The sequence below is a fragment of the Dactylosporangium sp. CA-052675 genome (assembly GCF_050947935.1).
In the GTDB taxonomy this organism is placed as follows: Bacteria; Actinomycetota; Actinomycetes; order Mycobacteriales; family Micromonosporaceae; genus Dactylosporangium.
The window spans coordinates 1,990,396-2,014,228 of record NZ_CP192010.1; the positions used below are offsets into that span (position 1 = coordinate 1,990,396).

Below are 23,833 nucleotides of genomic sequence, written 5' to 3' on the forward strand. Positions count from 1 at the left end.
GGTCGAGGTGACACGGATGGGGGACACGCCGGACGTGATCGTGGAGGCCGGCGACACGCCCGAACGCGGGTCAGGAGACGGGGTCAGCAGGGGTGGAGCGGTCGACGAGGTCGTCGAGGAGGCCGGGGCTGGAGATACCGCGAACTAGTGCAAACCGACCGACTGTCCGATGCCGCGCGCCGCACGACATAAACTCATCGTCGTGTCGAGAGATGGCGACGTGCCGAGAGGTGCCACCGCGGACGACGGCGGTGCTGAACCGACGGCCAGCAGCGCCGGCGAGCTCGCGGAGGGTGCGTCCTTCGATGCGGAGCGTGCCGCGGTCCAAGAGCGTCCCGAGATCGCCGAGCGCTCCGAGATCCACGAGCCTGCCGAGATCCACGAGCGTGCCGAGATCTCGGGGCGCGCGGACGCGGGGGAGGGCTTCGGCGCCGGGGAGGTGGACCCCGCCGAGGGCATCCTGCCCGGGCGCAACACCACCGACCTCGTGATCGTGACCGGCGTGTCCGGCGGCGGCCGCAGCACCGTGGCGCGGGCGCTCGAGAACGTCGGGTACTACGTCGTGGACAACCTGCCCCAGGCGCTCCTGCTCGACATGGCCGAGCTCGCGCACGCGGCTCAGGGCGCGGTCCGGCGCACCGCGATGGTGCTGGACGTGCGCAGCCACGCCTTCTCGACCGACCTGCCGGGGGCGGTGAAGTCGCTGCGCGAGCGGGGCTTCAACCCGCGGATGGTCTTCGTCGACGCCGACGACGAAGTGCTGATCCGGCGCTTCGAGAGCGTGCGGCGCTCACACCCGCTGCAGGGCGCCGGGCGGCTCTCCGACGGCATCGCGGCCGAGCGCAAGCTGCTGCTGGAGGCGCGCGAGCAGGCCGACGTCCTGATCGACACGAGCCACCTCAACGTCAACCAGCTGCGCGGGCGCATCGAGGAGATGTTCGGCGAGGAGGACACGACCCAGATCAGGGTCACGGTGCTGTCCTTCGGGTTCAAGTACGGTCTGCCGCCCGACGCCGACTTCGTGCTCGACGCGCGCTTCCTGCCCAACCCGTACTGGGTGCCGGAGCTGCGCGAGCACACCGGGCGGGAGACGGACGTCAGCCGGTACGTGCTGGGGCAGCGCGGGGCGATCACGTTCGTGGAGACGTACGCCCGCCTCATCAACGCGACCGCGCCGGGCTTCGAGCGCGAGGGGAAGCGCTACCTCACGATCGCCGTCGGCTGCACGGGCGGCAAGCACCGCAGCGTCGCCATCGCCGAGGAGCTCGCCCGGCGGCTGCGCGAGATGCGGCTCGCGGCCTCGCCGCAGCACCGCGACCTGGGACGCGAATGACGAGCCGGCCCACGGGCGGCAACGACGCCGCACGGAACCCGGCCGCGAAGGACGCCGCGCCCGGCCGCCGACGCTCCAAGACCTCCGGGTCCGCATCCGCCGAGGCGCCGGCCGGCGGCCGTGCCGAGCCGCCCGCCGGCGAGAGCGCGGACAGTGCGGGGCGCCCTCCGGGCCGGTCCGGGTCCGTCGCGGCCTCCGACAACGGCCGCGGGCAGACGCACGCGCGCGTGCAGCCGGCCGCGGCGGAGCGCGACACCTCGCGCGAGACGGTCAGGGTCGTCGCGTTCGGGGGCGGCCACGGGCTCTCCGCGACGCTGCGTGCGCTGCGGATCGTGCAGCGGGGTCGTCCGCTCGACATCACCGCCGTCGTGACCGTCGCCGACGACGGCGGCTCCAGCGGGCGGCTGCGCCGGACGCGCGACATCCTGCCGCCCGGCGACCTGCGCCAGGCCCTCGCCGCGCTCGCCGACGAGACGGCCACCGCCGAGCTGTTCCAGCACCGGTTCACCGGCGAGGACGACATTGCCGGGCACGCGGTGGGCAACCTCGTGCTCGTCGCGCTGATGGAGCAGGCCGGCGACCCGGTGGCCGCGCTCGACCGGGCGGCGGCGCTGCTGCGCTGCGGCGGGCGGGTGCTGCCCATGTCGCGCGACCCGCTGCACATCGAGGCGGACCTGTCCGAGGACGGGGAGGTCGTCACCGTGCGCGGGCAGCACGAGGTCGCGGTCACCACCAAGACCATCGACCGGGTGCGGCTGACCCCGGGCGCGCCCGAGGCGTGCGCCGAGGCGGTGCGGGCCGTGCGCGAGGCCGACTGGCTGCTGTTCGGGCCCGGCTCGTGGTTCACCAGCGTGATCCCGCACCTGCTCGTGCCCGGGCTGGCCGACGCCATCCGGGACAGCGCGGGCCGGCGGCTGGTCACGCTCAACCTCGCGGCCGACAGCGAGACCGCGGGATTGACGCTGCCCGAGCACCTGGCCGCCCTGCCCCGTTACCTACCTGGATTGCACGTCGATGTAGTTCTTGCCGACGGGAAAGCCGTAGGCGACCCCGAACCGGTCCATCGTGCGGCAGAATCGCTTGGTGCGCGGCTGGTGCTGGCCCCGGTCGCCGTCGATGACGGCGGGCCCCGGCACGACCCGCAGGCGCTGGCGGCGGCGCTCGACCCATTGCTGCAGGTCGACGCAGGCAAGACCGCCCGGACGACCGCCAGGATCGCGCGCGGTGCCGGGATGAGAAGTGAGCACGGCTCGCGGGCCAACGGGGGTCGGGCGCGTGCCGGTACGGACGGGGACATCACTGTGAACACGAAATCCGCGAGGTGACGACAGAATGGCGATGACCGCTGCGGTCAAGGACGAGCTCAGCCGGGTGGACGTGGCCAAGCCCTGCTGCCGGCGAGCCGAGATGGCCGCGCTGTTGCGCTTCGCGGGAGGGCTGCACATCGTCTCGGGCCGGGTGGTCGTCGAGGCCGAGCTCGACACCAACGCCGCCGCGCGCCGGCTGCGTCGCGAGGTGTCGGAGGTGTACGGGTACGGCAGCGAGATCCATGTCCTCGCGTCGGGCGGTCTGCGCAAGGCCAGCCACTTCATCGTGCGCGTGGTCAAGGACGGCGAGGCCCTCGCCCGCCAGACCGGCCTGCTCGACGTGCGCGGACGTCCCGTGCGCGGGCTCCCGCCGCACGTCGTGTCGGCGAACATGTGCTGCGCGGTCGCCGCGTGGCGGGGTGCCTTCCTCGCGCACGGCTCGCTGACCGAGCCCGGGCGCAGCTGTGCGCTGGAGATCACGTGCCCGGGTCCCGAGGCGGCGCTCGCGCTGGTCGGGGCGGCGCGGCGCATCGGGATCACCGCGAAGGCGCGCGAGGTGCGCGGGGTCGACCGGGTCGTGGTCAAGGACGGCGACGCGATCGCCGCGCTGCTCACCCGCATCGGCGCCCACCAGAGCGTGCTGACCTGGGAGGAGCGCCGGGTGCGGCGCGAGGTGCGGGCCACCGCCAACCGGCTGGCCAACTTCGACGACGCCAACCTGCGCCGCTCGGCGCGGGCCGCGGTCGCCGCCGCCGCCCGGGTCGCCCGGGCCATGGAGATCCTCGCCGACACCGCGCCCGACCACCTGTTCAGCGCGGGCACGCTGCGGCTCGAGCACCGGCAGGCGTCCCTGGAGGAGCTCGGCGCGCTCGCCGACCCGCCGCTGACCAAGGACGCGATCGCCGGCCGCATAAGGCGTCTGCTGGCGCTGGCCGACAAGCGCGCCCGTGACCTGGGCATCCCCGACACCGAGTCGGCCGTGACGCCGGAGATGCTGGTCGGCTGACCCGAAATTCGGCGTAAACTCCGACATAGCCCCTGTCGGGGTATAAATCCGATAAGTCGCGGCGCGGAGCGCCCGACTTATCGGGCATAACACCCCGGGTCACCCGGCCCGGGAGCGGGTGCCCTCGTACGATCAAACGTGGGCTCCGACACCCCCGTGGGATCGTGACCGGTTCGAGACGATAGGGTTTGCCGTGTTCGGCGATGAGGCCGACTCGGGTCGCTCCTCGCTGTTCGATCGCCGCCGCGACACGCGGCCGGACCCCGCACCAACGGGTGGGTCCGGACCGGCGGGACCAGGGTGGGCGAGCCAATAACACTCATCTGGCGCACGGCACACCGGCACATCGGCGTGGCCGTGGCGCGAAGAGACGAGGAGATGTGTCGAAGTGACCATCCGGGTTGGCATCAACGGCTTCGGCCGTATCGGGCGCAACTTCTTCCGTGCGGCCCTTGCGAAGGGCGCCGACATCGAGGTTGTCGGCGTCAACGACCTGACCGACAACCAGACGCTGGCGCACCTGCTCAAGTACGACAGCATCCTCGGCCGGCTGAGCGAGGAGGTGAAGGCGACCGCGGACGAGATCACCGTCGCGGGCAAGACCTTCAAGGCCCTCGCCGAGCGTGACCCGTCGAAGCTGCCCTGGGGCGACCTGGGCGCGGACGTCGTCATCGAGTCGACCGGCATCTTCACCGACGCCGAGAAGGCCAAGGTCCACGTGGCCGGCGGCGCCAAGAAGGTCATCATCTCGGCCCCGGCCAAGAACGAGGACCTGACGATCGTCTTCGGCGTGAACGAGAACCAGTACGACCCGGCCAAGCACACGATCATCTCCAACGCGTCGTGCACGACCAACTGCCTCGCCCCGATGGCGAAGGTCATCAACGACACGTTCGGCATCGAGCGTGGCCTCATGACCACCATCCACGCCTACACGCAGGACCAGAACCTGCAGGACGGCCCGCACAAGGACCTGCGTCGCGCCCGCGCCGCGGCCCTGAACATCGTGCCGACCTCGACCGGTGCCGCCAAGGCGATCAGCCTGGTCATCCCCGAGCTCAAGGGCAAGCTCGACGGCTACGCGCTGCGCGTGCCGGTCCCGACCGGCTCGGCGACCGACCTCACGGTCACCGTCGGCCGCGACACCAGCGTCGAGGAGGTCAACGCGGCGATCAAGGCGGCCGCCGAGGGCCCGCTCGCCGGCATCCTCGTCTACACCGAGGACCCGATCGTCTCCACCGACATCGTGACCGACCCGGCGTCGTGCATCTTCGACGCGGGCCTGACCAAGGTCATCGGCAACCAGGTCAAGGTCGTCGGCTGGTACGACAACGAGTGGGGCTACAGCAACCGTCTCGTCGACGCCGTCACCCTGGTCGGCACCGGCCTGTGAAGACGCTCGACGACCTCCTGAGCGAGGGCGTCGCCGGTCGGCGCGTGCTGCTGCGCGCCGACCTGAACGTCCCGCTCGACGGAGACAAGATCACCGACGACGGGCGCATCCGCGCGGTCCTGCCGACCATCAACGCCCTGCGTGAGGCCGGCGCCGCGAAGATCACCGTCATGTCGCACCTGGGCCGCCCGAAGGGCGAGCCCGACCCGCGCTACACCCTCGCGCCCGTCGCCGCCCGCCTGAGCGAGCTGCTGGGCGCCCCGGTGGCCTTCAACGGCGAGGACGGCGACCTGGTGCTGCTGGAGAACCTGCGCTTCAACGCGGGGGAGACCAGCAAGGTCGAGGCCGAGCGCCAGGCGTTCGCGCAGGAGCTGGCCGCGCACGGCGACGTCTACGTCGACGACGCGTTCGGCGCCGTGCACCGCAAGCACGCCAGCGTCTTCGACGTGGCCGGGCTCCTGCCGCACTACAGCGGCTACCTGGTCGCCAAGGAGCTCGAGGTCCTCTCGAAGCTCACCGGCGATGCCGAGCGGCCCTACGTGGTGATCCTCGGCGGCTCGAAGGTCTCGGACAAGCTCGCCGTCATCGAGGCGCTGCTGCCCAAGGTCGACAAGCTGCTCATCGGCGGCGGCATGTGCTTCACCTTCCTCAAGGCCCAGGGCCACGAGGTCGGCAAGAGCCTGCTGCAGGACGAGATGGTCGACACCTGCAAGGACCTGCTCCAGCGGGGCGGCGACAAGATCGTGCTGCCGACCGACGTGGTGACCGCGGACAAGTTCGCGGCCGACGCGGCGACGCGGACGGTCGGCGTGGACGCCATCCCGGCCGAGGAGCTCGGCCTGGACATCGGCCCGGAGTCGGTGGCGGCCTTCGCGGCGGCCCTCGACGGGGCGAAGACCGTCTTCTGGAACGGCCCGATGGGCGTGTTCGAGCTGGCGCCCTTCGCCGCCGGTACGCGGGGCGTCGCCGAGGCGATCACCAAGATCGACGGCTTCAGCGTCGTCGGCGGCGGCGACTCGGCCGCGGCCGTGCGCGCGCTGGGCATCCCGGAGGACGGCTTCAGCCACATCTCCACCGGTGGCGGCGCCTCCCTCGAGTTCCTCGAGGGCAAGGCCCTGCCGGGCATCACGGCGCTGGAGGCCTGAGCGATGGCTGAGGTCACCGGACGCCGCCCGCTCATGGCCGGCAACTGGAAGATGAACCTGAACCACCTCGAGGCCATCGCGCTGGTGCAGAAGCTGGCCTTCACGCTCAACGAGCAGCAGCTCAACGACGTGGAGGCGGTCGTCCTGCCGCCGTTCGTGGACATCCGCAGCGTCCAGACGCTGGTGGACGGCGACAAGCTGCTCATCGGCTACGGCGCGCAGGACATCTCCGCGCACGTGTCGGGCGCCTACACGGGCGAGGTCTCCGGGGCGATGCTGGCCAAGCTCGGCTGCCAGTATGTGGTCGTCGGGCACTCGGAGCGGCGGCAGTACCACCGCGAGGACGACGCCCTGGTCAACGCCAAGGTGAAGGCGGCGCTGGCCAACGGCATCGCGCCGATCCTGTGCGTGGGCGAGGGCCTGGAGGTCCGCGAGTCGGGCGAGCACGTGGGCTACACCCTCGCGCAGCTCGACGCCGGCCTCGAGAAGATCAAGACCGACGAGGTCGAGAAGATCGTCATCGCGTACGAGCCGGTCTGGGCGATCGGCACCGGCAAGGTGGCGACGCCCGAGGACGCGCAGGAGGTCATCGGGGCGATCCGCACCCGGCTGGCCGAGAAGTACAGCGGCGGCACCGCCGACCGCGTGCGCATCCTCTACGGCGGCTCGGTCAAGCACGACAACGTCGCGGCGATCATCGAGCAGCCCGACATCGACGGCGCCCTGGTGGGCGGCGCGAGCATCGACGCCGAGGGCTTCGCGCGGATCGTCCGCCTCGGCAAGTAACAGCAGCGGCACGGCGCGTCGCGCGGTCCCCAGGGCCGCGCGGCGCTTCGGCTCGCGCGGTTGCGGCAGCCCGGCCTGTGCGCGACCGGCCTCGCCTAGTAAGCTGGCACCCGCTCTACGTACGACCGTTCCCTGACCGCCTTGCCGAGAGGACGACCGCGCCATGACGGCGTTCGCCTACACCCTGATCGTGCTGCTGGTCATCACCAGCGTGCTGCTGACCCTGCTCGTGCTCCTGCACCGCGGCAAGGGCGGCGGCATGTCCAGCATGTTCGGCGGCGGCGTGTCCTCCAGCCTGGCCGGTTCGTCGGTCGCGGAGAAGAACCTCGACCGCTACACCCTGCTGGTCGGCATCATCTGGTTCGCCTGCATCGTCGGCCTCGGCCTGTGGCTCAAAATCGTCCAGAACGGTGGCGCCTGAGCACCTCGGCTCCCACCAGCGCTAGACTCAGCGCGCGGTCCGTGCAACTTGCGGGCCGCGCGCAGGTGTTTACGCCCACACTCCTGCACTCCGTAAGACGTCGTACCCCCCGACGAACAGGAGCGAGCAGCCGTGGCAGCTGGCAATGCCATTCGCGGAACACGAGTCGGCTCCGGCCCGGTGCGCTGGGCCGAGCGTGGTGAACAGGCCCCCCGGCGCACCGTGGCCTACTGGTGCGCCAACGGGCACGTGACCGAGCCGGCGTTCGCCGCCGAGATCGAGCCCCCGGACACCTGGGACTGCTCCCGGTGCGGCCTCCCGGCCGGCCGTGACGAGCAGGCCCCGCCGAAGCGTCCGCGGGCCGAGCCGTACAAATCCCATCTGGCCTACGTGAAGGAGCGGCGCACCGACGCCGACGGCGAGGCCATCCTCCAGGAGGCGCTGGCGCGTCTGCGTCAACGCACAGGCCGATAGCAAGAGGGGCGCCGGATGCGATGCCGGCGCCCCTCTTCACGAACCAGGGCCTTGACTCGGGTCCGTCGTGGTGCGGACCGTTCCTCCCGCGAGACACCGCTCGGCGCTGGCGCGCCGTCGCTGCCAGGTCCGCGGCTGGTCACCCTGCCTTGATCGGCGATGCTCAGACGAGGCTGCGGAAGCGGGGCGGCAGCTCGTGGGCCGCGGCGGTGTCGAGCAGCCACAGCGTGAGCTCCCGCCCGTGCACGCCCGCCGCCGGGATCTGGCGCGGGCCCGCGTCGGCGAGGGCCAGGCCCACCGCCTTCGCCTTGCCGTCGCCCGACGCGATCAGCCACACCTCGGCCGCCGTGTTGATCGCCGGCAGGGTCAGCGTGGTGCGCACCGGCGGCGGCTTCGGGCTGCCCCGCACCGCCGAGACCGGCCGCGACTCCAGCGTCACCGGGTGCTCCGGGAACACCGAGGCCACGTGGCCGTCCTCGCCGACGCCGAGCAGCACCACGTCGAAGTGCGGCAGCTCGGCGTGGCCGGGGCGGGCGGCCTCGGCCAGCGCCCCGGCGTAGCGCGCGGCGGCCGCCTCGGCGTCGTCGCCGTCGGGGCCGTCGGAGGCCGGCATCGGGTGCACCCGGGCCGGGTCGAGCCGCAGCGCGTCGAGCAGCGCCGCACGGGCCTGGGTCTCGTTGCGCTCGCCGTCGCCGGACGGCAGGAACCGCTCGTCGCCCCACCAGACGTTCACCCGCGACCAGTCCACCGCGTCGCGGGCCGGGCTCTCGCGGACCGCCTGGTAGATCTGGGCGGCGATGCGCCCGCCGGTCAGCGCGACCGTGGCCTCGCCCCGCTCGGCCTGGGCGTCGGTGAGCCGGACGATGAGCCGGGCGGCGGCGGCCTCGGCGAGCAGCCGCGGCTCCGTGTGCACGATGATCTTCGACTGACTCATGAAGCCACGGGCTCCGGCGCGGGCACGGTGCCGGCCTCCGGCTTCTCGGCCAGCGCGGGGTCCTTCCAGATGTGCACGCGGGGCGCGCCGCGCTCGTCGAGCCGGCGCTTGCCGGTGCCGGCCGCCAGCGCGGCCGCGTAGGGCTGGTCGGGGTCGAGCCGGCGCAGCTCCTCGGCGAGCTCGTCGCCGAGCGGGCGGCGGCTCAGCGGCAGAATGCGGTCCGGCTGGCCGGTGCGCTGCAGCGTGGCGACGCCCGCGTTGAGGTCGCGGATCAGGTTCATCGAGTCGCCGTTGTCGAGCACCATGTTCACCGCCTGCATGATCTTGCCGTCGCCGGTCTTGCGGGTCGGGTGCACGCCGAGGCGCGCCTCCAGCCAGCCGCCGAGCAGCAGGGCGGTCGGGTCGTGGTCGGGCGCCACGATCTCGGCCGAGCGCACGCCGGTCCGGTTCGCGTCGAACGCCCCGGCCAGCAGGGTGCGCCACGGGGTGATGCGCGACCAGGCCAGGTCGGTGTCGCCGGGCACGTAGTCGTCGGAGCGCACCCGCAGCGCGGCGACCGGGTCGTCGGCCTGGGCGCTGTCGGTGATGCGGCGGTCGGCGACGACGCCCAGCGGGTCGTACGCGATCCGCTCCGGCGGCGCGCACTGCCACCACGTCACCACCGGCACGTCCGGGGCGAGCAGCGGCATGACGACCGACTCGGCGTGCAGCGCCAGCCGGCCCTGCATGCGCATCACGACCGCCTCGCACGGGCCCAGCCGCCCGCCGACGACGATCTCGGCGTCGAGGCGCGAGCGCTGCTGGGTGACGTCGGCGCGCACGATGATGAGCAGGCGGCACGGGTGCGCGGAGGCGGCGATGGTCGCCGCCGCCTCGGCCTCGCGGACCTGCCGCTCGTCGACCACGGCGATCAGGGTCAGGGCCAGGCCACTGGTCAGGCCGCCGGCGCTGCGCCGCTCGTTGGCCAGGGCCTTGACCACCTCGATGCCGGTGGTGTCCCACAAACCGATCATGTCCAAGTCTCCCTCTTCGGCCCCGGTCAGGCCCGGCGCCAGGCGCGGCCCTCGCGGGCCAGCATCTCGTCGGCGGCCCGCGGGCCCCACTCGCCCGCGCGGTAGGGCTCGGGCGTCGAACCCGCCCAGGCCTCCTCGAGCGGGTCCACCACGTTCCAGCTCGCCTCGACCTCGGCCGAGTCCGGGAACAGCGTCTTGTCGCCCACGAGCACGTCGAGGATGAGCCGCTCGTAGGCCTCGGGACTCGCGTCGGTGAAGGCCTCGCCGTACTGGAAGTCCATCGCGATGTCGCGGACCTCCATGGTCGTGCCGGGCACCTTCGAGCCGAACTTCAGCATCACGCCCTCGTCCGGCTGGACCCGGATGACGAGCTGGTTGTTGCCGAGCATCTCCACGTCCGCGTCGCTGAACGGCAGGTGCGGGGCCTTCTTGAACAGGATCGCGAGCTCGGTGACCCGCCGCGGCAGGCGCTTGCCGGCCCGGATGTAGAAGGGCACCCCGGCCCAGCGGCGGTTCTGGATGCCCAGGCGGGTCGCCACGTACGTCTCCGTCTTGGAGTCCGCCGGGACGTCCTTCTCCTCGAGGTACCCCGGCACCCGCTCCCCGGCGACCCAGCCGGTCAGGTACTGCCCCCGGACTGTGTTGGTGGCCACGTCGGCCGGCACCTTGATGGCGTTGAGCACCTTGAGCTTCTCGGTGCGGATGGCGTCGGCGTCGAACGCGGTCGGCTCCTCCATCGCCACCAGGGCCAGCAGCTGCAGCAGGTGGTTCTGCAGCACGTCGCGGGCGGTGCCGACCTTGTCGTAGAAGCCGGCCCGGGTGCCGATGCCGACGTCCTCGGCCATGGTGATCTGCACCGAGTCGACGTAGTTGGAGTTCCACACCGGCTCGAACAGGTTGTTGGCGAACCGCAGCGCCATGATGTTCTGGACGGTCTCCTTGCCCAGGTAATGGTCGATGCGGAACACGTCCTGGGCGGTGAAGGCGTCGTCGACGAGGTCGTTGAGCTGCTTGGCCGAGGCGAGGTCGTAGCCGAACGGCTTCTCCACCACGACCCGGCGCCAGCCGCCGGACTTCGCGTTGTCCGACATGCCGGTGCGCTCGAGCTGCTTGAGCACGACCGGGAAGGCCGAGGGCGGGATCGACAGGTAGAACGCCGCGTTGCCGGGGATGCCGGACTCGTCGTGCAGGTCGCGCAGGGTCTGCGCGAGGTGGTCGAAGGCCTGGTCGTCCTCGAACGAGCCGGGCACGAACTTGATGTTGCCGGCGAGGCGGGACCACACCTCCTCGCGCCACGTGGTGCGGGCCCCGTTCTGGGCGGCCTTGCGGGCCAGATCCTCGAAGTCGCCGTCGCCCCAGTCGCGCCGGGCGAAGCCCAGCACGGCGAAGCTGGGCGGCAGCAGGCCCCGGTTGGCCAGGTCGTAGACGGCCGGGATGAGCTTCTTGCGGGCCAGGTCACCGGTGACGCCGAAGATGACCAGCGCACACGGCTCGGGGATCCGAGGCAGTCGCCGGTCCTGCGGGTCCCGCAGCGGATTGGTCATCAGTTCACCCTCCGAGGGCGGCCAACAGTTGTTCGATACCGGTTGCCCGGTCGGTCAGATGCAAACGCAGCCACGGCCCGTCGCCGGGGGCGGCGGAGGCGGCCTGGAGCTCGCCGAACGTGTACGGCCGGCCGGGCACCCGCACGTCGTGGGTGACCGCGCCGGTGATGAGCAGCGTGGCCCCGGTGCCGGCGGCGGCCCGCGGTCCCCAGCCGAAGGTCACCGCCCGTGATACCCGCCCGCCGAGGGCGTCACGCACCCCGGCCGCCGCCGCGTCGCCGCCCTGGTCGAGGTGGGCCTCGATCGCCACCCGGCCGCCGGGCGGGACGGTGCGGGCCAGCCCGTCGATCGCGGCGATGAGGGTCGTGGCCGTCGTCTCGCCGTACACCTCGATCGCCCCCTCGACGAGGGCGGGCGTCCCGGCGGGCACGCCGCTGTCGAGCCGGTGCAGCAGCGCGTCGCCGTCGCCGGTGGGCCGCGGGGATGCCCCGGCCACGATCGCGGCCTGTTCCCAGGCGAACAGGTGCGCGCCGAGCGGGCCGTTGACGGACAGGTCGGGGGTGATGCCGCCGCCGGGCATGATGGCGCGGCCCAGGACGCCGCCGACGGTCACGCCGAGCACGTCGGGGCCCTCGTGCCCCCACGAGGAGGGGTTCTCCAGCGCGACGGTGACCAGGGCGTCGCCGAAGAGGCGCTCGATCCACGGGCCCAGGCCGTCGATGCCGGTGCCGTCGGGGGCGACGGCGAGCTTGTCGCGCCCGTCGCGCACCGCCGCGGCGATCGTCTCGCCGAGCGCGACGCCCGGCAGCACGGGCTCCGCGGCCGGCTCCGCGGCCGGCCCGGCCCGGCGGGGGCCGGCGCGGCGAAGCCCGCCGTGGCGCGGGGCGGGGGAGGAGCCTGGAACGCCGCGGCCTCGGCCAGCAGCGCCGCCGTGTCCGCCCCGGCCAGCCCGGCGGGGACGAGGGCGTACGCGCTCAGCGCGGAGGTCGTCGGCGGGGCGAGGAAGAGCGGCGCGCCCATCTCGCGCGCCACGGTCTCGAACCCGGAGCCGGGCGCGGTCACGACGACGAAACGCCGGCCCACGTCGTGCAGGCCGGCGTCCTCGAACGCTTGCAGGAAGGCCCGCCGGTGGGCGTCCGCGACGACGGTCGGCTCCGGCGCCGCGAGCACGACCACCGTCCGCTCCAGCCGGTCGGCCAGGGCCGCGCGCACCCGGTGCGGATCGGCGGTGTCGAGCACGGTGAGGTCCAGGCCGAGGGTGGCGGCGATCGCCGCGGCCCCGGCGCCCGGCCCGCAGAGCACGACCCGGTCCAGCCCCCGCGCGCGAACGGCGGCGATCCGGTCGGTCAGCTCGGGGCCGGGGAGAAAGGGCAAGGGGGCGGGGGCGCCGACCGGCCGCGCGGTCGAGGCGACACCGAACACCGTGAGTCCGGCCGCCGCCACGACGTCGTCGAGCAGATCAGACACCCGCCACCCCCCGCATGCCCTCATCTTGGCGCCCGTTCGCGACGGGCGAGTACCGATTGAGCGAACGACAGACCGCGCGAACGTCAGGACGCGGAGTCCAGCGCCTTCTGCACCGTCTCGATCATTTCCTTGCCGCTGACGCCGAACTTCTCGACGCCCTCGCGCTCGAGGACCTCGACGACGTCGTCGTAGTCGATGCCCAGCGCGGCCAGCGAGTCCATGACCTGCCGCGCCTCGGCGTAGCCGCCGGTCACGGCGTCGAGGCGAACCTCACCGTGGTCGGCGAAGGCGTGGATCACCGGCTCCGGCATGGTGTTGACCGTGCCCGGGGCGACGAGCTCCTCGACGTAGATGACGTCGCGGTACTCCGGGTTCTTGGTCGAGGTCGAGGCCCACAGCGGCCGCTGGGGCTGCGCGCCCGCGTTGGCCAGGGCCTGCCAGCGCTCCGAGGAGAACTGCTGCTCGTAGAGCTGGTAGGCGAGCTTGGCGTTGGCGATGGCCGCCTTGCCCTTGAGCGCCTTGGCCTCGTCGGTGCCGATCTTGTCGAGGCGCTTGTCGTATTCGGTGTCGACCCGCGACACGAAGAACGACGCCACCGAGCCGATCTTGGACAGGTCGTGGCCGTTCTCCTTCGCCTGCTCCAGGCCGGCGAAGAAGGCGTTGATCACGGCCTCGTACCGCTGCAGCGAGAAGATCAGCGTCACGTTCACGCTGATGCCCTGGGCGAGCGTGGCGGTGATCGCCGGCAGGCCCTCCCTGGTCGCCGGGATCTTGATGAACAGGTTGTCGCGATCGACCAGCCACCACAGCTCCTTCGCCTCGGCGAGGGTGCGGGCAGTCTCGGCGGCGAGCGCCGGGTCGACCTCGATCGAGACGCGGCCGTCGATGCCCCGGCTGGCGTCGGCCGCCGGCTTGAGCACGTCGCAGGCCCAGCGCACGTCGTGCGCCATGATCGAGCGCATCGCCTCGGGCACCGAGGTCTCGCGCAGCGCCAGGTCCTTGACCTGCTCGGCGTAGTCCTCGGCCGAGGTGACGGCCTTGGCGAAGATCGTCGGGTTGGTGGTCACGCCGACGACGTGCTGCTCGCGGCGGAGCTTGTCCAGCCCGCCACTGGTCAGCCGCTGCCGGGAGAGGTCGTCGAGCCAGATCGCCACACCAGCGGCGGCGAGCTCGGCCAGCCGATCGGAACTCATCGCGTTCTCCTTAGTGCTTCAGTTGCCGGTGGTGGTGCCGGTGATCTCGCCGACCTTGGCGAGGGAGGCGTGCGCGGCCGCCACGACCCTGTCGACGGTGAAGCCGAACTGCTCGAACAGCACCGTGTAGGGCGCGCTGGCGCCGTAGTGCTCGATGCTCACCGGGACGCCGCAGTCGCCGAGGATGCCCCGCCACGACATCGCGATGCCGGCCTCGACCGTCACGCGGGCCTTCACGCCGGTCGGGATGACCTGCTGGCGGTAGGCCGCGTCCTGCTCCTCGAACCACTCCTGGCACGGCATCGACACGACCCGGGTGGGGGTGCCGTCGGCCTCCAGGCGCTCCTGGGCCTGGACCGCCAGCTGCACCTCGGAGCCGGTGGCGACGATGATCACCTTGGGCTGGCTGTTGGAGGCGTCCTTGAGGATGTAGCCGCCCTTGGCCACGTTCTCCGCCGGGGCGTAGACCGTGCGGTCCAGGGTGGGCAGGTTCTGCCGGGTGAGCGCGAGCGCCACCGGCTGGTCCTTGCGCTCCAGCGCCGCCTTCCAGGCCTGCGCGGTCTCGTTGGCGTCGCCGGGGCGCACCACCGCGAGGTTGGGGATCGCGCGCAGTGCCGAGAGGTGCTCGATCGGCTGGTGCGTCGGGCCGTCCTCGCCGAGGCCGATCGAGTCGTGCGTCCACACGTAGATGACCGGCTGGTGCATGAGCGCGGCCAGGCGCACCGCGGGGCGCATGTAGTCGGAGAAGACGAGGAACGTGCCGCCGTAGGGGCGGGTCGGGCCGTGCAGCTTGATGCCGTTGAGGATCGCGCCCATGCCGTGCTCGCGGATGCCGAAGTGCAGGGTGCGGCCGTACTCGTCGCCGGGGAACGCCTTCGTGGCGTATTCCGACGGCAGGAACGAGGGCTCGCCCTCCATCGTCGTGTTGTTGCTCTCCGCGAGGTCGGCCGAGCCGCCCCACAGCTCCGGCAGCACCGCGGCCAGCGCGCCGAGGGTGTCGCCGGACGCCTTGCGCGTGGCCACGCCCTTCTCGCTGGCCGGGAACTCCGGCAGCGACTTCTCCCAGCCGGCCGGCAGCGCGCCGGACAGCAGCCGGTCCAGCAGCGCGGCGCGCTCGCCGGCGCCCTCGCGCCACTGGGCGAAGCCCTCGTCCCACTTGGCGTGCAGCGCCTTGCCCCGCTCGATCGCGCCGCGGGTGTGCGCCAGGACCTCGTCGGCGACCTCGAACGACAGCGTCGGGTCGAAGCCGAGGACCTCCTTGGTGGCCTTGACCTCGTCGGCGCCGAGGGCGGAGCCGTGGATCTTGCCGGTGTTCTGCTTCTTCGGGGCCGGCCAGCCGATGATGGTGCGCAGCGCGATGAACGTCGGCTTGTCGGTCACCCGCTTGCCGGCCTGGATGGCGTCCCACAGGGCGTGGACGTCCTCCTGGTAGACCCCGTCGCCGGCGTCGTGGCCCTTGCGCCAGTCCACCACGTGCACGTCGAAGCCGTAGGCCTCGTAGCGCTTGGCCACGTCCTCGCTCTTGGCGACCCGGGTGTCGTCCTCGATCGAGATCTCGTTGTCGTCGTAGATGACCGTCAGGTTGCCCAGCTTCTGGTGCCCGGCGAGCGCGCTGACCTCGTGGCTGATGCCCTCCTCGATGTCGCCGTCGGAGCACAGCACGTAGACGTCGTGGTCGAACAGGCTCTCGCCGTCGGCCGGCTCCGGGTCGAACAGGCCGCGCTCGCGGCGGGCGGCCATGGCGAAGCCGACCGCGTTGCCGATGCCCTGGCCCAGCGGGCCGGTGGTGGTCTCGACGCCGGCGGTGTGGCCGTGCTCCGGGTGGCCCGGGGTCAGCGAGCCCCACTGGCGCAGCGACTTCAGGTCGTCGATGCTCAGCCCGTAGCCGGCCAGGTACAGCTGGATGTACAGCGTCAGGCTGGAGTGGCCGCAGGAGAGCACGAAACGGTCGCGGCCGAGCCAGTTCGGGTCGGTCGGGTCGTGCTTCATCACCTTCTGGAACAGAAGGTAGGCGGCCGGGGCCAGGCTCATCGCGGTGCCGGGGTGGCCGTTGCCGGCCTTCTCGACGGCGTCCATCGCCAGCACCCGGACCGTGTCGACGGCGCGCCGGTCGACGTCGGACCAGGACAGCTCGGGACCCTTGACCTCTTCAACGCTCACGGCGGTGCTGCTCCTGTCGAACGGCGAGGTTTGCGTAGTTCCTCGAAAGGGCTCTGAAGGGGTTATCAAGTCGACCCTACCCACGATCGGGTAGCCCCACGCGCAGTCGACCATGTTTCGGACATCGGCGACACTGCCTGCGGCAACGGTAGTCGATGGCCGCATCCGCCCCCAGGGCGCCGATGAGCCGCGATGGATGAAACCTGGATCGGTTCAGCTGTCAGCGAAATCGGACAGGTCCGGCCTCTCCGCCCGCCGGTGCCGGTCACGGTCCCCGGGGTCGCCGTCCGAGCAGCCACGATCCTGTTCTACGATGCGGGAGCCCGCTGATCTCGGCGGCATTCCCCGCTCCGCCGCATGGCCTCGCCCCGGGAAGGTGGCAAACCAGACGTGACGCAACTCGTCGACCACGGTGTCGCTGACCAGCTCACGTCCGCCCCGGTCCGTCCGACCACGGCGGGTGCCCTCGCCCTGGCCCAGCGCCAGGAGGAGGCCCGGCGACGCGCGGGTCTCGGTGCGATCGTCAAGGCCTACGTCTCCCTGACCAAGCCGCGCATCATCGAGCTGCTGCTCATCACGACCGTCCCCGTGATGTTCCTCGCGGACAAGGGCCTGCCCTCGCTGTGGCTCGTCCTGGTCGTGCTCGTGGGCGGCTCGCTCGCGGCCGGCGCGGCCAACGCGCTGAACTGCTACATCGACCGCGACATCGACCAGCTCATGAAGCGCACGTCGCGGCGCCCGCTGGCCACGCACACCGTCTCCCCGCGCAGCGCCCTGATCTTCGGGCTCACGCTCGCCGCGGTGTCGACGGTGCTCATGGCCACCTTCACCAACCTGCTCGCCACGCTGCTGACCGTCGGCGCGATCGCCTACTACGACCTCGTCTACACGATGTGGCTCAAGCGGACCACGCCGCAGAACACCGTCTGGGGCGGCGCGTGCGGCGCGGCGCCGGTGCTCATCGGCTGGGCCGCGGTCACCGGCGGGCTGTCGTGGACGGCGTGGGTGCTCTTCGCGGTCGTGTTCCTGTGGCAGCCGCCGCACTTCTACGCGCTGGCGATCAAGTTCAAGGACGACTACGCCCGGGCCGGCATCCCGATGCTCCCCGTCGTGCGCAGCCTGCGCCGCGTGGGCCTGGAGACGGTGATCTACAGCTGGCTGACCGTCGGCGCCTCCGTCGCGCTCTGGCCGATGGGGATGACGCCGCTCTACGGCGTCGTCGCGGTCGTCACCGGCGTGCTGCTGCTCGTCGAGGCGCACCGCCTGCACGGCCGGGCCCGGCGCGAGGAGCCGCTGAAGCCGATGCGGCTGTTCCACTGGTCCGTGACCTACCTGACGCTGCTGTTCGTCGCCGTCGCCGTCGACGCGCTGATCCAGTAGCGCCGTCCCGGGGCCGCGGGTCACCGGGAGGACGGCAAAGAGTAGTGGCCGAAACCCCTGGCCATTTGGGCGCCTAAGCGAAAGTTAAGCCGGAAACGCCCGATTTTTTGGCACGTCTCCTCAGGTGGCCACTGCACGTGACGCATGTCTCGCTTTACGCGGCCGAAACACTTGCAGAAAATCCCGATATTTACGGACATTGCCGCGCTAAACGCTTGACGTATGGCTTAAACCTGTTGGTAAGAACGATCACAACCGACGCCGACTTCACCCGCACGTGGCCTGCCGTCCCTCTAATGTGGCCGTCATGGCAGATGGTTCCGATACGACGATGACCCTCAACCGTCCGGTTCCGGGCGGGCTGATCGCGGGCCTCAAGTCCTTCGCGGACGACCATGGCGGTGCGAAGGCGGTCATCGAGTACGTCGGCCGGCGCGGTGCTCGCATCGTGCTCGTCGGAGAGGACGGCGTCTGGGGCGACCAGATGGCGGAGGGCACGGACATCGCGCGTTCCGCCTGCGCCCAGGCCGGCGTCACGATCGAGAACGCCTGGGAGCGCGAGCTCCTCGAGCACATGCGGCCGAGCAACGACCTCTGGCGCTCGATGGGGCGCCGCACGCTGTCGCGCTAGGACACCCCGAACCCGCCCGCCGCGGGTATCTTTCGCTGCGTGAATCATGATCGTTCCCTTGTCAACGCGACCCGGGCCGCCGCCCGGGTCGCTCTCGTTACCTGCACCGACCTGCCGGACCTCGACGAGGACGACCGGGCGCTGATCCCGGCCCTCGCCGCGCGGGGCATCGCGGCCGAGCCGGTGGCGTGGGACGCCGCCGGCGCCGACTGGGCCGGCTACGACCTCGCGGTCGTGCGCAACACGTGGGACTACGCCAAGCGCCGGGCCGAGTTCATCGCCTGGGCCCGCTCGGTGCCGCGGCTGGCCAACCCGGCGGCGGTGATCGAGTGGAACACCGACAAGCGGTACCTGCGCCAGCTCGCCGAGGCCGGCATCCCGATCGTCCCGACCACCTGGGTCGAGCCCGGCGACGCCTTCGTGCCCGAGGGCACCGGCGAGATCGTGATCAAGCCCGCGGTGAGTGCGGGGAGCATCGACACCGGGCGGTACGACCTCGGCTCCCAGGCCGCCCTCGCCGCCGAGCAGGTGCGCCGGCTGCAGGAGGCCGGGCGGCTCGTGATGATCCAGCCGTACCTCGACGCCGTGGACACCGCGGGGGAGACGGCGCTGCTGCACTTCGACGGCGAGTTCAGCCACGCGATCCGCAAGGGCGCGATCCTCACCGGCCCGTACGTCGAGGGCGACCTGCTGTACCAGAACGAGAACATCTCCCCGCGCACCCCGTCGGACGAGGAGCGCGCGCTCGCCGCCCGCGTGCTGGAAGCGCTGCCGGTGCCGGCGGGCGAGCTGCTGTACGCCCGCGTGGATCTGCTGCCCTCCCCGGACGGCCCGGTGGTCATCGAGGTCGAGCTGGCGGAGCCGTCGCTGTTCTTCGGCCACGCGGAGGGCTCGGCGGAGCGCTTCGCCGCGGCCGTCGAGCGTCGCCTGTCGCGCGGGTAGGCGCCCGCCCGGCCCCCGGCCGTCGAGCGCCGCCTGTCGCGGGGCTAGGCGCACGCCCGGCCCGCGGCCGTCGAGCGCCGGGGTGGGCGTCGGCCCGGCCCGCGGCCGTCGAAGCGCCGCCTGTCGCGCGGGTGGGTGCCGGCCGCGCCGCAGCGGTCGGCCGAGCGCTCAGATGGGCGCCGCCCGTGCCGATGTGACCGGGGTGAAGCGGCGCATCGGTGCGGGCCTGGTCCTCGTCGCGACCCTGGTCACCGGGGTGGCGGGGTGCGGCATGCTGCCCGGCCTCGGCGGCGCCGGCACCGACGGCTCGACCGGCGGCACCAAGGGCTCGGGGAAGGTCGTGAACCTGCCGGAGAAGACGGTGTACCTGCGCGGCGACGCGGTCGACCCCTCCGCCGGCCTCACCACGGGCGCCCCGGTGCGGGGCCCGATCGCCTCCATGTCCCCGCTGCCGTCCCGCACGCCGCTCACCGCCACCCCGAGCTACAGCCCCACCGAGTGCACCGGCGTCTACCGCCAGGGCGTGGTCAACGGCGCCGACGTGGCCCCCGGTACCACCTCGGCCGTCGTGAGCTGGTGGAACATCGGCGACCCGGCGCTGGTCGAGTACCGTCTCGCCGCCGTGTCCCAGGACCTCTACATGGGCCCGCAGCCGACCTGGACCTGGCAGACGGTGCCCGCGGGCAAGGGCTGCAGCCGGGTCAGCGCCACCGTCACCGGGCTGGGCTCGAAGGTGCCCTACGTCTTCGTCGTGCACGCCGTGCTCAAGAAGTACGAGACGCTGCCCCCGGTCGAGCCGGAGGTGGCCCGCAGCAACGCGACCGTCATGCTGTAGGGCATGGGAACCCACCGCGCCCCGGAGCTGACCGAGCCGACCCTCCTCACCTTCCACGACGCCGCCACCGGCGAGCACGTCGAGCTCAGCGCCTCCGAGCTCGGCGGCTGCGCGGCCCAGGTCGCCGGCCTGCTGCGCGAGGGCTGCGGGCTCGCCGAGGGCGACCGGGCCGCGGTGCTGCTCCCGCCGCACTGGCTCACCGCCGCGGTGCTCATGGGCGCCTGGTCGGCCGGGCTGCGGGTGTCGCTGCAGGGCACGGCGACCGCCGGGCTCGACGTGCTCGAGCCCGGCGCGGACCTGCCCTACGACGTGCTCTTCGTCGCCGCCGACCGGATCGGCTCCTGGCTGGAGCGCATCCCCGAGGCCAAGCACCGGTTCTCTCTGTTCGCCGAGGAGGCGCCCGAGGGCTACCGCGACCTCGAGTCCGCCATCGACGCGTTCTCCCCGCACGTGCCCGCGCCCGGGCGCACGCGGGCGGGCGACGCCGTCACGCCCGACGGCACCACCTACGGCTCGTTCGGCGCGATCGCCGCCGAGCTCGCCGAGCGCATCGGGCTGCGCGGCGGCGACCGGCTGCTGGTGAACGCGGACACCCAGGAGCACCCGCTCAAGTGGCTGCTCGCCCCGCTGTCGGCCGGCGCGTCCGTGGTCATCGCCGCCAACGCGGGCCCGGAGGCGTTCGCCGCCCTGGCCGAGTCCGAGCGGGCGACCCACAGCCTGCAATGACAACCATACGGTTGTTAAACCGCTCAGTTGTCGGTACCGTCGAAGCATGGTGGTCACCGACGAGCTGAGCCTCGTCTTCGCGGCCCTGGCCGACCCGACGCGCCGGGCCATCCTGGAGCGGCTCGCCGAGGGCGAGGCGACGGTCCAGCAGCTCGCCGAGCCCTTCGCGATGACCCAGCAGGCGGTCTCGAAGCACCTCAAGGTGCTGGAGAAGGCCCGGCTCATCTCGCGCACCCGCAGCGCCCAGGCCCGGCCCTGCGCGCTGGCGGGCGAGCCGCTGGCCGAGGCGGGCGGCTGGATCGAGCGGCACCGGGCCCTCTGGGCCGGCCGCCACGACCGGCTCGGCGAATACCTGGAGCGGCTGTGAGCGAGCTGACCTTCAGCCGCGTCCACCGCGCCTCGCCGGAGCTGCTGTTCGACTGCATGACCCGGCCCGAGCACCTCACGCACTTCTGGGGCCCGGCCGGCACCACGACCCCGCTCGACGGGATCGTGGTCGAGCTGCGGCCCGGCGGCCGGTTCGAGACGACGATGGTGGGCGCGGACGGCTCGGCGTACACCATGCGGGCCGTCTACGCCGAGATCGACCGCCCGCACCGCCTCGTCTGGATCGAGGCGGACACGCGGATGCGCACCGAGGTCACGTTCGCCGACCTCGGCGACGGGCGCACCGAGGTGACGACCCACCAGACCGACGTGCCCGAGGCCTACCGCAGCGCCGAGGCGCGCGCGGGCTTCGCCACGAGCCTCGACCGCTTCGACGCCTACCTGGCCACGCTCTAGGAGTCCCGATGCCCACCGTCACCTCCGCCGACGGCACGCCGATCGGCTACGAGTCCACCGGCTCCGGCCCGGCCCTGGTGCTGGTCGACGGCGCCTGCTGCTTCCGCGCCGCCGGCCCGATGCGCCCCCTCGCCGCCGCCCTCCAGCACCATTTCACGGTGTACTGCTACGACCGCCGCGGCCGCGGCGAGAGCGGCGACACCCAGCCCTACGCCGTGCGGCGCGAGATCGAGGACCTCCAGGCGGTCGTGGCGGCCGCGGGCGGCACGGCGAGCGTCTACACCATGTCCTCGGGCGGGGCGATCGGGCTCGAGGCCGCCGCGGAGGGTTCGGGCATCGCCGCGCTGGCGGTGTACGAGCCGCCGCTGCTCGGCGCCGACCCCGCCTACACCGAGCGGCTGACCGGCCTGCTGGCCGAGGGCCGCCGCGGCGACGCCGTCGCGCTGTTCCAGTCGCGGGTCGGGATGCCGCCCGAGGCCATCGCCGCCTTCCGCGCCTCGCCCGGGTTCGCCGTGCTGGAGGGCATCGCGCCGACGCTCGCGTACGACGACGCCGTGCTCGGCCCCGGCCACCTGCGCCCCGAGGTCGCCGCCGCGATCACGGTCCCGGTGACCCTGATCGCGGGCGGCGCCAGCCCCGAGGCCCTGCGGGAGGCGGCGCGCTCGACCGCGGCCGCGATCCCGGGCGCCCGGTTCGAGGTGCTGGACGGCCAGACCCACGGCGTCGAGCCGGCCGCCCTCGCCCCGCTGCTCGTCAAGCTGCTGTCGTGACCCGGCCCCGGCCCTGATCCCGGCCCCGGCCCCGGCCCTGATCCCGGCCCCGGCCCCGGCCCTGATCCCGGCCCCGGCCCCGGCCCTGATCCCGGCCCCGGCCCCGGCCCTGATCCCGGCCCCGGCCCCGGCCCTGATCCCGGCCCCGGCCCCGGCCCTGATCCCGGCCCCGGCCCCGGCCCTGATCCCGGCCCCGGCCCCGGCCCTGATCCCGGCCCCGGCCCCGGCCCCGGCCCCGGCCCTGATCCCGGTCCCGGCCCTGATCCCGCCGGCCCTGGCCCTGACGGCCCCGGCCCTGATCCCGGCCGGGCCGGCGGTCACCGCTTCCCGTAGGCGTCCAGCGCCCGGTCGATGAGCGGCCCCACCGCGTGCGGGTCCCCGGTGATCCCGCTGCGGCTCAGGTTGCCGCGCATCACGTCGGGGTGCACCAGCAGCCGCTCCAGCGCCGCGCGCAGCCAGGACGCGGCCGAGCCGGTGGCCACGAGGAGCTCGCGCAGCGGGCGCCACTCCGCGTGCCAGGCGCCGGCCGCACCCTCGTGCTCGTGCGCCATCGCCGCCAGCAGGTTCGCGACGAGGCCGGGGGCGGAGGCGGCGCAGCCCAGGGCGCACACCGCCGCGATCGGGTCGCGCCGGTGCGCCGTCGCCGGTGCGCCGCCGGCCGCGGAGCCGTTCGGCCGGGCCCCGCCCGGCTGCGGGTCGGCCGGGGCGCCGGAGATTTCGTCGACCTCGTGCTGGGCGAGCAGCGTCAGGTCTCGGGCGACCTTGGCCACCGCGCCGGCCGCGCAGCCCAGGGCGCCGGCCAGGTCGGCGATGCGGGTCCGCTCGGTGTGCCACGGCAGGGCGGGCTCGCGCAGGCCCAGCACCGTGGCCAGGCCCTCCAGCACGTCGGGGCCGGCGTCGCCGAAGGGGGCCAGGGTGCCCGCGGCGCCGCCGAACTGCACGGCCAGGCGATCGGCCCGCACCTGGTCCAGGCGGCGGCGGGCGGCGTCGAGGCCGCCGAGCCAGCCGGCCGCCTTGAGGCCGAAGGTGGTCGGGGCGGCCGGGCGCAGCAGCGTCCGGCCCGTCATGGCGGTGTCCCGGTGCTCCCGGGCCAGCCGCGCGGTGAGCTCGGCGCAGGCGCCGAGGTCGGCCAGCAGCGGGCGCAGCGCGCGGGCGGCGACCAGCATGCCCGCGGTGTCGATGACGTCCTGGCTCGCCGCGCCCCGGTGCACGGCCGCGGCGTGTTCGGGCACGGCCCGGCGCAGGGCCTCCACCAGTGGTTCGACGGGATCGCCGCTCCCGGCCGCGGCCCGGCCGATCGCCGCCGCGTCGAACGCCTCGGGGCGGGCGCACGCGGCCCCGATCGCGTCCGCGGCGGCCTGCTCGAGCAGGCCGGTGAACGCCTGCACGTCGGCCAGCGCGGCCTCGACCTGCAGCATCGCGGTCAGCCAGGCGTCGTCGCCGACGGCCGCGGCGACCTCGCCGCGGGCCAGCACCTCGCCGAAGAGGCTCGAAGTCGGTCCCATGGGTTCCCCGCTGTGTGTACGACGGCACACCATGGTATCGAGCCGTCCGTCCTCGCCCGGTCACGTTGCGTGAACCTCGCCGGGG

22 protein-coding genes and 1 pseudogene are annotated in these 23,833 nt (G+C 73.1%); 16 read left to right on the plus strand and 7 right to left on the minus strand.

Going from position 1 to position 23,833, the window contains the following annotated elements; translation table 11 throughout:
• Positions 1–439 precede the first annotated feature (439 nt).
• The 8 genes and pseudogenes from rapZ to ACQP1P_RS08985 all read left to right on the plus strand — a co-directional run bounded on the left by rapZ (position 440) and on the right by ACQP1P_RS08985 (position 7,865).
• A complete protein-coding gene (rapZ, locus tag ACQP1P_RS08950) occupies positions 440–1,333 on the plus strand; it encodes an RNase adapter RapZ (protein WP_433089925.1) in 894 nt (297 codons plus the stop codon).
• A 227-nt stretch (positions 1,334–1,560) separates the two neighbouring features.
• Positions 1,561–2,508, plus strand: a pseudogene (locus tag ACQP1P_RS08955) (gluconeogenesis factor YvcK family protein); the annotation flags it as partial.
• A 157-nt stretch (positions 2,509–2,665) separates the two neighbouring features.
• The gene (gene whiA, locus ACQP1P_RS08960) at positions 2,666–3,646 is read left to right on the plus strand and encodes a DNA-binding protein WhiA (protein WP_350615192.1); all 981 of its coding nucleotides are present in this window, start codon (positions 2,666–2,668) and stop codon (positions 3,644–3,646) included.
• 388 nt (positions 3,647–4,034) lie between these two features.
• Complete coding sequence (gene gap, locus ACQP1P_RS08965; protein ID WP_433084890.1) at positions 4,035–5,039, plus strand: type I glyceraldehyde-3-phosphate dehydrogenase; 1,005 nt, start codon at positions 4,035–4,037, stop codon at positions 5,037–5,039.
• Complete coding sequence (locus ACQP1P_RS08970; RefSeq protein ID WP_433084892.1) at positions 5,036–6,184, plus strand: phosphoglycerate kinase; 1,149 nt, start codon at positions 5,036–5,038, stop codon at positions 6,182–6,184. Before gap ends, ACQP1P_RS08970 begins: the two co-directional genes overlap by 4 nt.
• A 3-nt stretch (positions 6,185–6,187) precedes the next feature.
• A complete protein-coding gene (gene tpiA, locus ACQP1P_RS08975; RefSeq protein WP_433084894.1) occupies positions 6,188–6,970 on the plus strand; it encodes a triose-phosphate isomerase in 783 nt (260 codons plus the stop codon).
• Positions 6,971–7,133: 163 nt separating this feature from the next.
• A complete protein-coding gene (gene secG, locus ACQP1P_RS08980) occupies positions 7,134–7,391 on the plus strand; it encodes a preprotein translocase subunit SecG (RefSeq protein ID WP_344614412.1) in 258 nt (85 codons plus the stop codon).
• A gap of 132 nt (positions 7,392–7,523) precedes the next feature.
• Positions 7,524–7,865 (plus strand): RNA polymerase-binding protein RbpA, encoded by a 342-nt coding sequence (locus tag ACQP1P_RS08985; protein ID WP_433084896.1) that lies wholly within the window; start codon positions 7,524–7,526, stop codon positions 7,863–7,865.
• A gap of 163 nt (positions 7,866–8,028) precedes the next feature.
• On the opposite strand, the gene pgl is transcribed toward ACQP1P_RS08985, so the two are convergent.
• The 6 genes from pgl to tkt form a co-directional block, all read right to left on the minus strand.
• A complete protein-coding gene (gene pgl, locus ACQP1P_RS08990) occupies positions 8,029–8,799 on the minus strand; it encodes a 6-phosphogluconolactonase (protein WP_433084898.1) in 771 nt (256 codons plus the stop codon).
• A complete protein-coding gene (locus ACQP1P_RS08995; protein ID WP_433084900.1) occupies positions 8,796–9,812 on the minus strand; it encodes a glucose-6-phosphate dehydrogenase assembly protein OpcA in 1,017 nt (338 codons plus the stop codon). The genes pgl and ACQP1P_RS08995 overlap by 4 nt, the downstream gene beginning before the upstream one ends.
• A gap of 26 nt (positions 9,813–9,838) precedes the next feature.
• The gene (gene zwf, locus ACQP1P_RS09000; protein WP_433084902.1) at positions 9,839–11,356 is read right to left on the minus strand and encodes a glucose-6-phosphate dehydrogenase; all 1,518 of its coding nucleotides are present in this window, start codon (positions 11,354–11,356) and stop codon (positions 9,839–9,841) included.
• A 4-nt stretch (positions 11,357–11,360) separates the two neighbouring features.
• On the minus strand, positions 11,361–12,125 hold the full coding sequence (locus tag ACQP1P_RS09005) for a hypothetical protein (protein WP_433084904.1): 765 nt from the start codon (positions 12,123–12,125) through the stop codon (positions 11,361–11,363).
• Between the two features lie 781 nt (positions 12,126–12,906).
• Positions 12,907–14,016, minus strand: coding sequence for a transaldolase (tal, locus tag ACQP1P_RS09010; protein WP_433084906.1), 1,110 nt, complete (start codon positions 14,014–14,016; stop codon positions 12,907–12,909).
• Positions 14,017–14,034: 18 nt separating this feature from the next.
• Entirely contained in the window at positions 14,035–16,092 is a 2,058-nt protein-coding gene (gene tkt / locus ACQP1P_RS09015) for a transketolase (protein ID WP_433089927.1), read from the minus strand.
• A 474-nt stretch (positions 16,093–16,566) separates the two neighbouring features.
• On the opposite strand from tkt, the gene ACQP1P_RS09020 reads away from it, so the two are divergent.
• The 8 genes from ACQP1P_RS09020 (at position 16,567) to ACQP1P_RS09055 (ending at position 22,243) form a co-directional block, all read left to right on the plus strand.
• On the plus strand, positions 16,567–17,556 hold the full coding sequence (locus ACQP1P_RS09020) for a heme o synthase (protein WP_433084908.1): 990 nt from the start codon (positions 16,567–16,569) through the stop codon (positions 17,554–17,556).
• Positions 17,557–17,863: 307 nt separating this feature from the next.
• A complete protein-coding gene (locus ACQP1P_RS09025) occupies positions 17,864–18,187 on the plus strand; it encodes a hypothetical protein (protein WP_350615209.1) in 324 nt (107 codons plus the stop codon).
• Between the two features lie 39 nt (positions 18,188–18,226).
• Positions 18,227–19,129, plus strand: coding sequence for an ATP-grasp domain-containing protein (locus tag ACQP1P_RS09030; RefSeq protein WP_433084910.1), 903 nt, complete (start codon positions 18,227–18,229; stop codon positions 19,127–19,129).
• 202 nt (positions 19,130–19,331) lie between these two features.
• Complete coding sequence (locus ACQP1P_RS09035; RefSeq protein ID WP_433084912.1) at positions 19,332–19,964, plus strand: hypothetical protein; 633 nt, start codon at positions 19,332–19,334, stop codon at positions 19,962–19,964.
• A 3-nt stretch (positions 19,965–19,967) separates the two neighbouring features.
• Entirely contained in the window at positions 19,968–20,690 is a 723-nt protein-coding gene (locus tag ACQP1P_RS09040; protein ID WP_433084914.1) for a TIGR03089 family protein, read from the plus strand.
• A gap of 46 nt (positions 20,691–20,736) precedes the next feature.
• Positions 20,737–21,057, plus strand: a complete 321-nt coding sequence (locus ACQP1P_RS09045; RefSeq protein ID WP_433084916.1) for an ArsR/SmtB family transcription factor — start codon at positions 20,737–20,739, stop codon at positions 21,055–21,057.
• Positions 21,054–21,473, plus strand: a complete 420-nt coding sequence (locus ACQP1P_RS09050; RefSeq protein WP_433084918.1) for an SRPBCC family protein — start codon at positions 21,054–21,056, stop codon at positions 21,471–21,473. The genes ACQP1P_RS09045 and ACQP1P_RS09050 overlap by 4 nt, the downstream gene beginning before the upstream one ends.
• An 8-nt stretch (positions 21,474–21,481) precedes the next feature.
• Entirely contained in the window at positions 21,482–22,243 is a 762-nt protein-coding gene (locus ACQP1P_RS09055; protein ID WP_433084920.1) for an alpha/beta fold hydrolase, read from the plus strand.
• Between the two features lie 317 nt (positions 22,244–22,560).
• Here the strand turns inward: ACQP1P_RS09055 and ACQP1P_RS09060 are convergent, their stop codons facing one another.
• Positions 22,561–23,748 carry a lyase family protein gene (locus ACQP1P_RS09060; RefSeq protein ID WP_433084922.1) on the minus strand — a complete coding sequence of 396 codons (1,188 nt, stop codon included), beginning with the start codon at positions 23,746–23,748 and terminating at the stop codon, positions 22,561–22,563.
• Positions 23,749–23,833 lie beyond the last annotated feature (85 nt).

What these genes read in the sequence shown, in the direction of transcription:
- tal (WP_433084906.1), bottom strand. Translation starts at nt 14,016, where the DNA reads ATGAGTTCCGATCGGCTGGCCGAGCTCGCCGCCGCTGGTGTGGCGATC.
- ACQP1P_RS08995 (WP_433084900.1), bottom strand. Translation starts at nt 9,812, where the DNA reads ATGATCGGTTTGTGGGACACCACCGGCATCGAGGTGGTCAAGGCCCTG.
- zwf (WP_433084902.1), bottom strand. Translation starts at nt 11,356, where the DNA reads ATGACCAATCCGCTGCGGGACCCGCAGGACCGGCGACTGCCTCGGATC.
- ACQP1P_RS09060 (WP_433084922.1), bottom strand. Translation starts at nt 23,748, where the DNA reads ATGGGACCGACTTCGAGCCTCTTCGGCGAGGTGCTGGCCCGCGGCGAG.
- tpiA (WP_433084894.1), top strand. Translation starts at nt 6,188, where the DNA reads ATGGCTGAGGTCACCGGACGCCGCCCGCTCATGGCCGGCAACTGGAAG.
- tkt (WP_433089927.1), bottom strand. Translation starts at nt 16,092, where the DNA reads ATGGACGCCGTCGAGAAGGCCGGCAACGGCCACCCCGGCACCGCGATG.
- ACQP1P_RS09040 (WP_433084914.1), top strand. Translation starts at nt 19,968, where the DNA reads ATGGGAACCCACCGCGCCCCGGAGCTGACCGAGCCGACCCTCCTCACC.
- ACQP1P_RS09045 (WP_433084916.1), top strand. Translation starts at nt 20,737, where the DNA reads ATGGTGGTCACCGACGAGCTGAGCCTCGTCTTCGCGGCCCTGGCCGAC.
- secG (WP_344614412.1), top strand. Translation starts at nt 7,134, where the DNA reads ATGACGGCGTTCGCCTACACCCTGATCGTGCTGCTGGTCATCACCAGC.
- ACQP1P_RS09025 (WP_350615209.1), top strand. Translation starts at nt 17,864, where the DNA reads ATGGCAGATGGTTCCGATACGACGATGACCCTCAACCGTCCGGTTCCG.
- whiA (WP_350615192.1), top strand. Translation starts at nt 2,666, where the DNA reads ATGGCGATGACCGCTGCGGTCAAGGACGAGCTCAGCCGGGTGGACGTG.
- pgl (WP_433084898.1), bottom strand. Translation starts at nt 8,799, where the DNA reads ATGAGTCAGTCGAAGATCATCGTGCACACGGAGCCGCGGCTGCTCGCC.
- ACQP1P_RS09055 (WP_433084920.1), top strand. Translation starts at nt 21,482, where the DNA reads ATGCCCACCGTCACCTCCGCCGACGGCACGCCGATCGGCTACGAGTCC.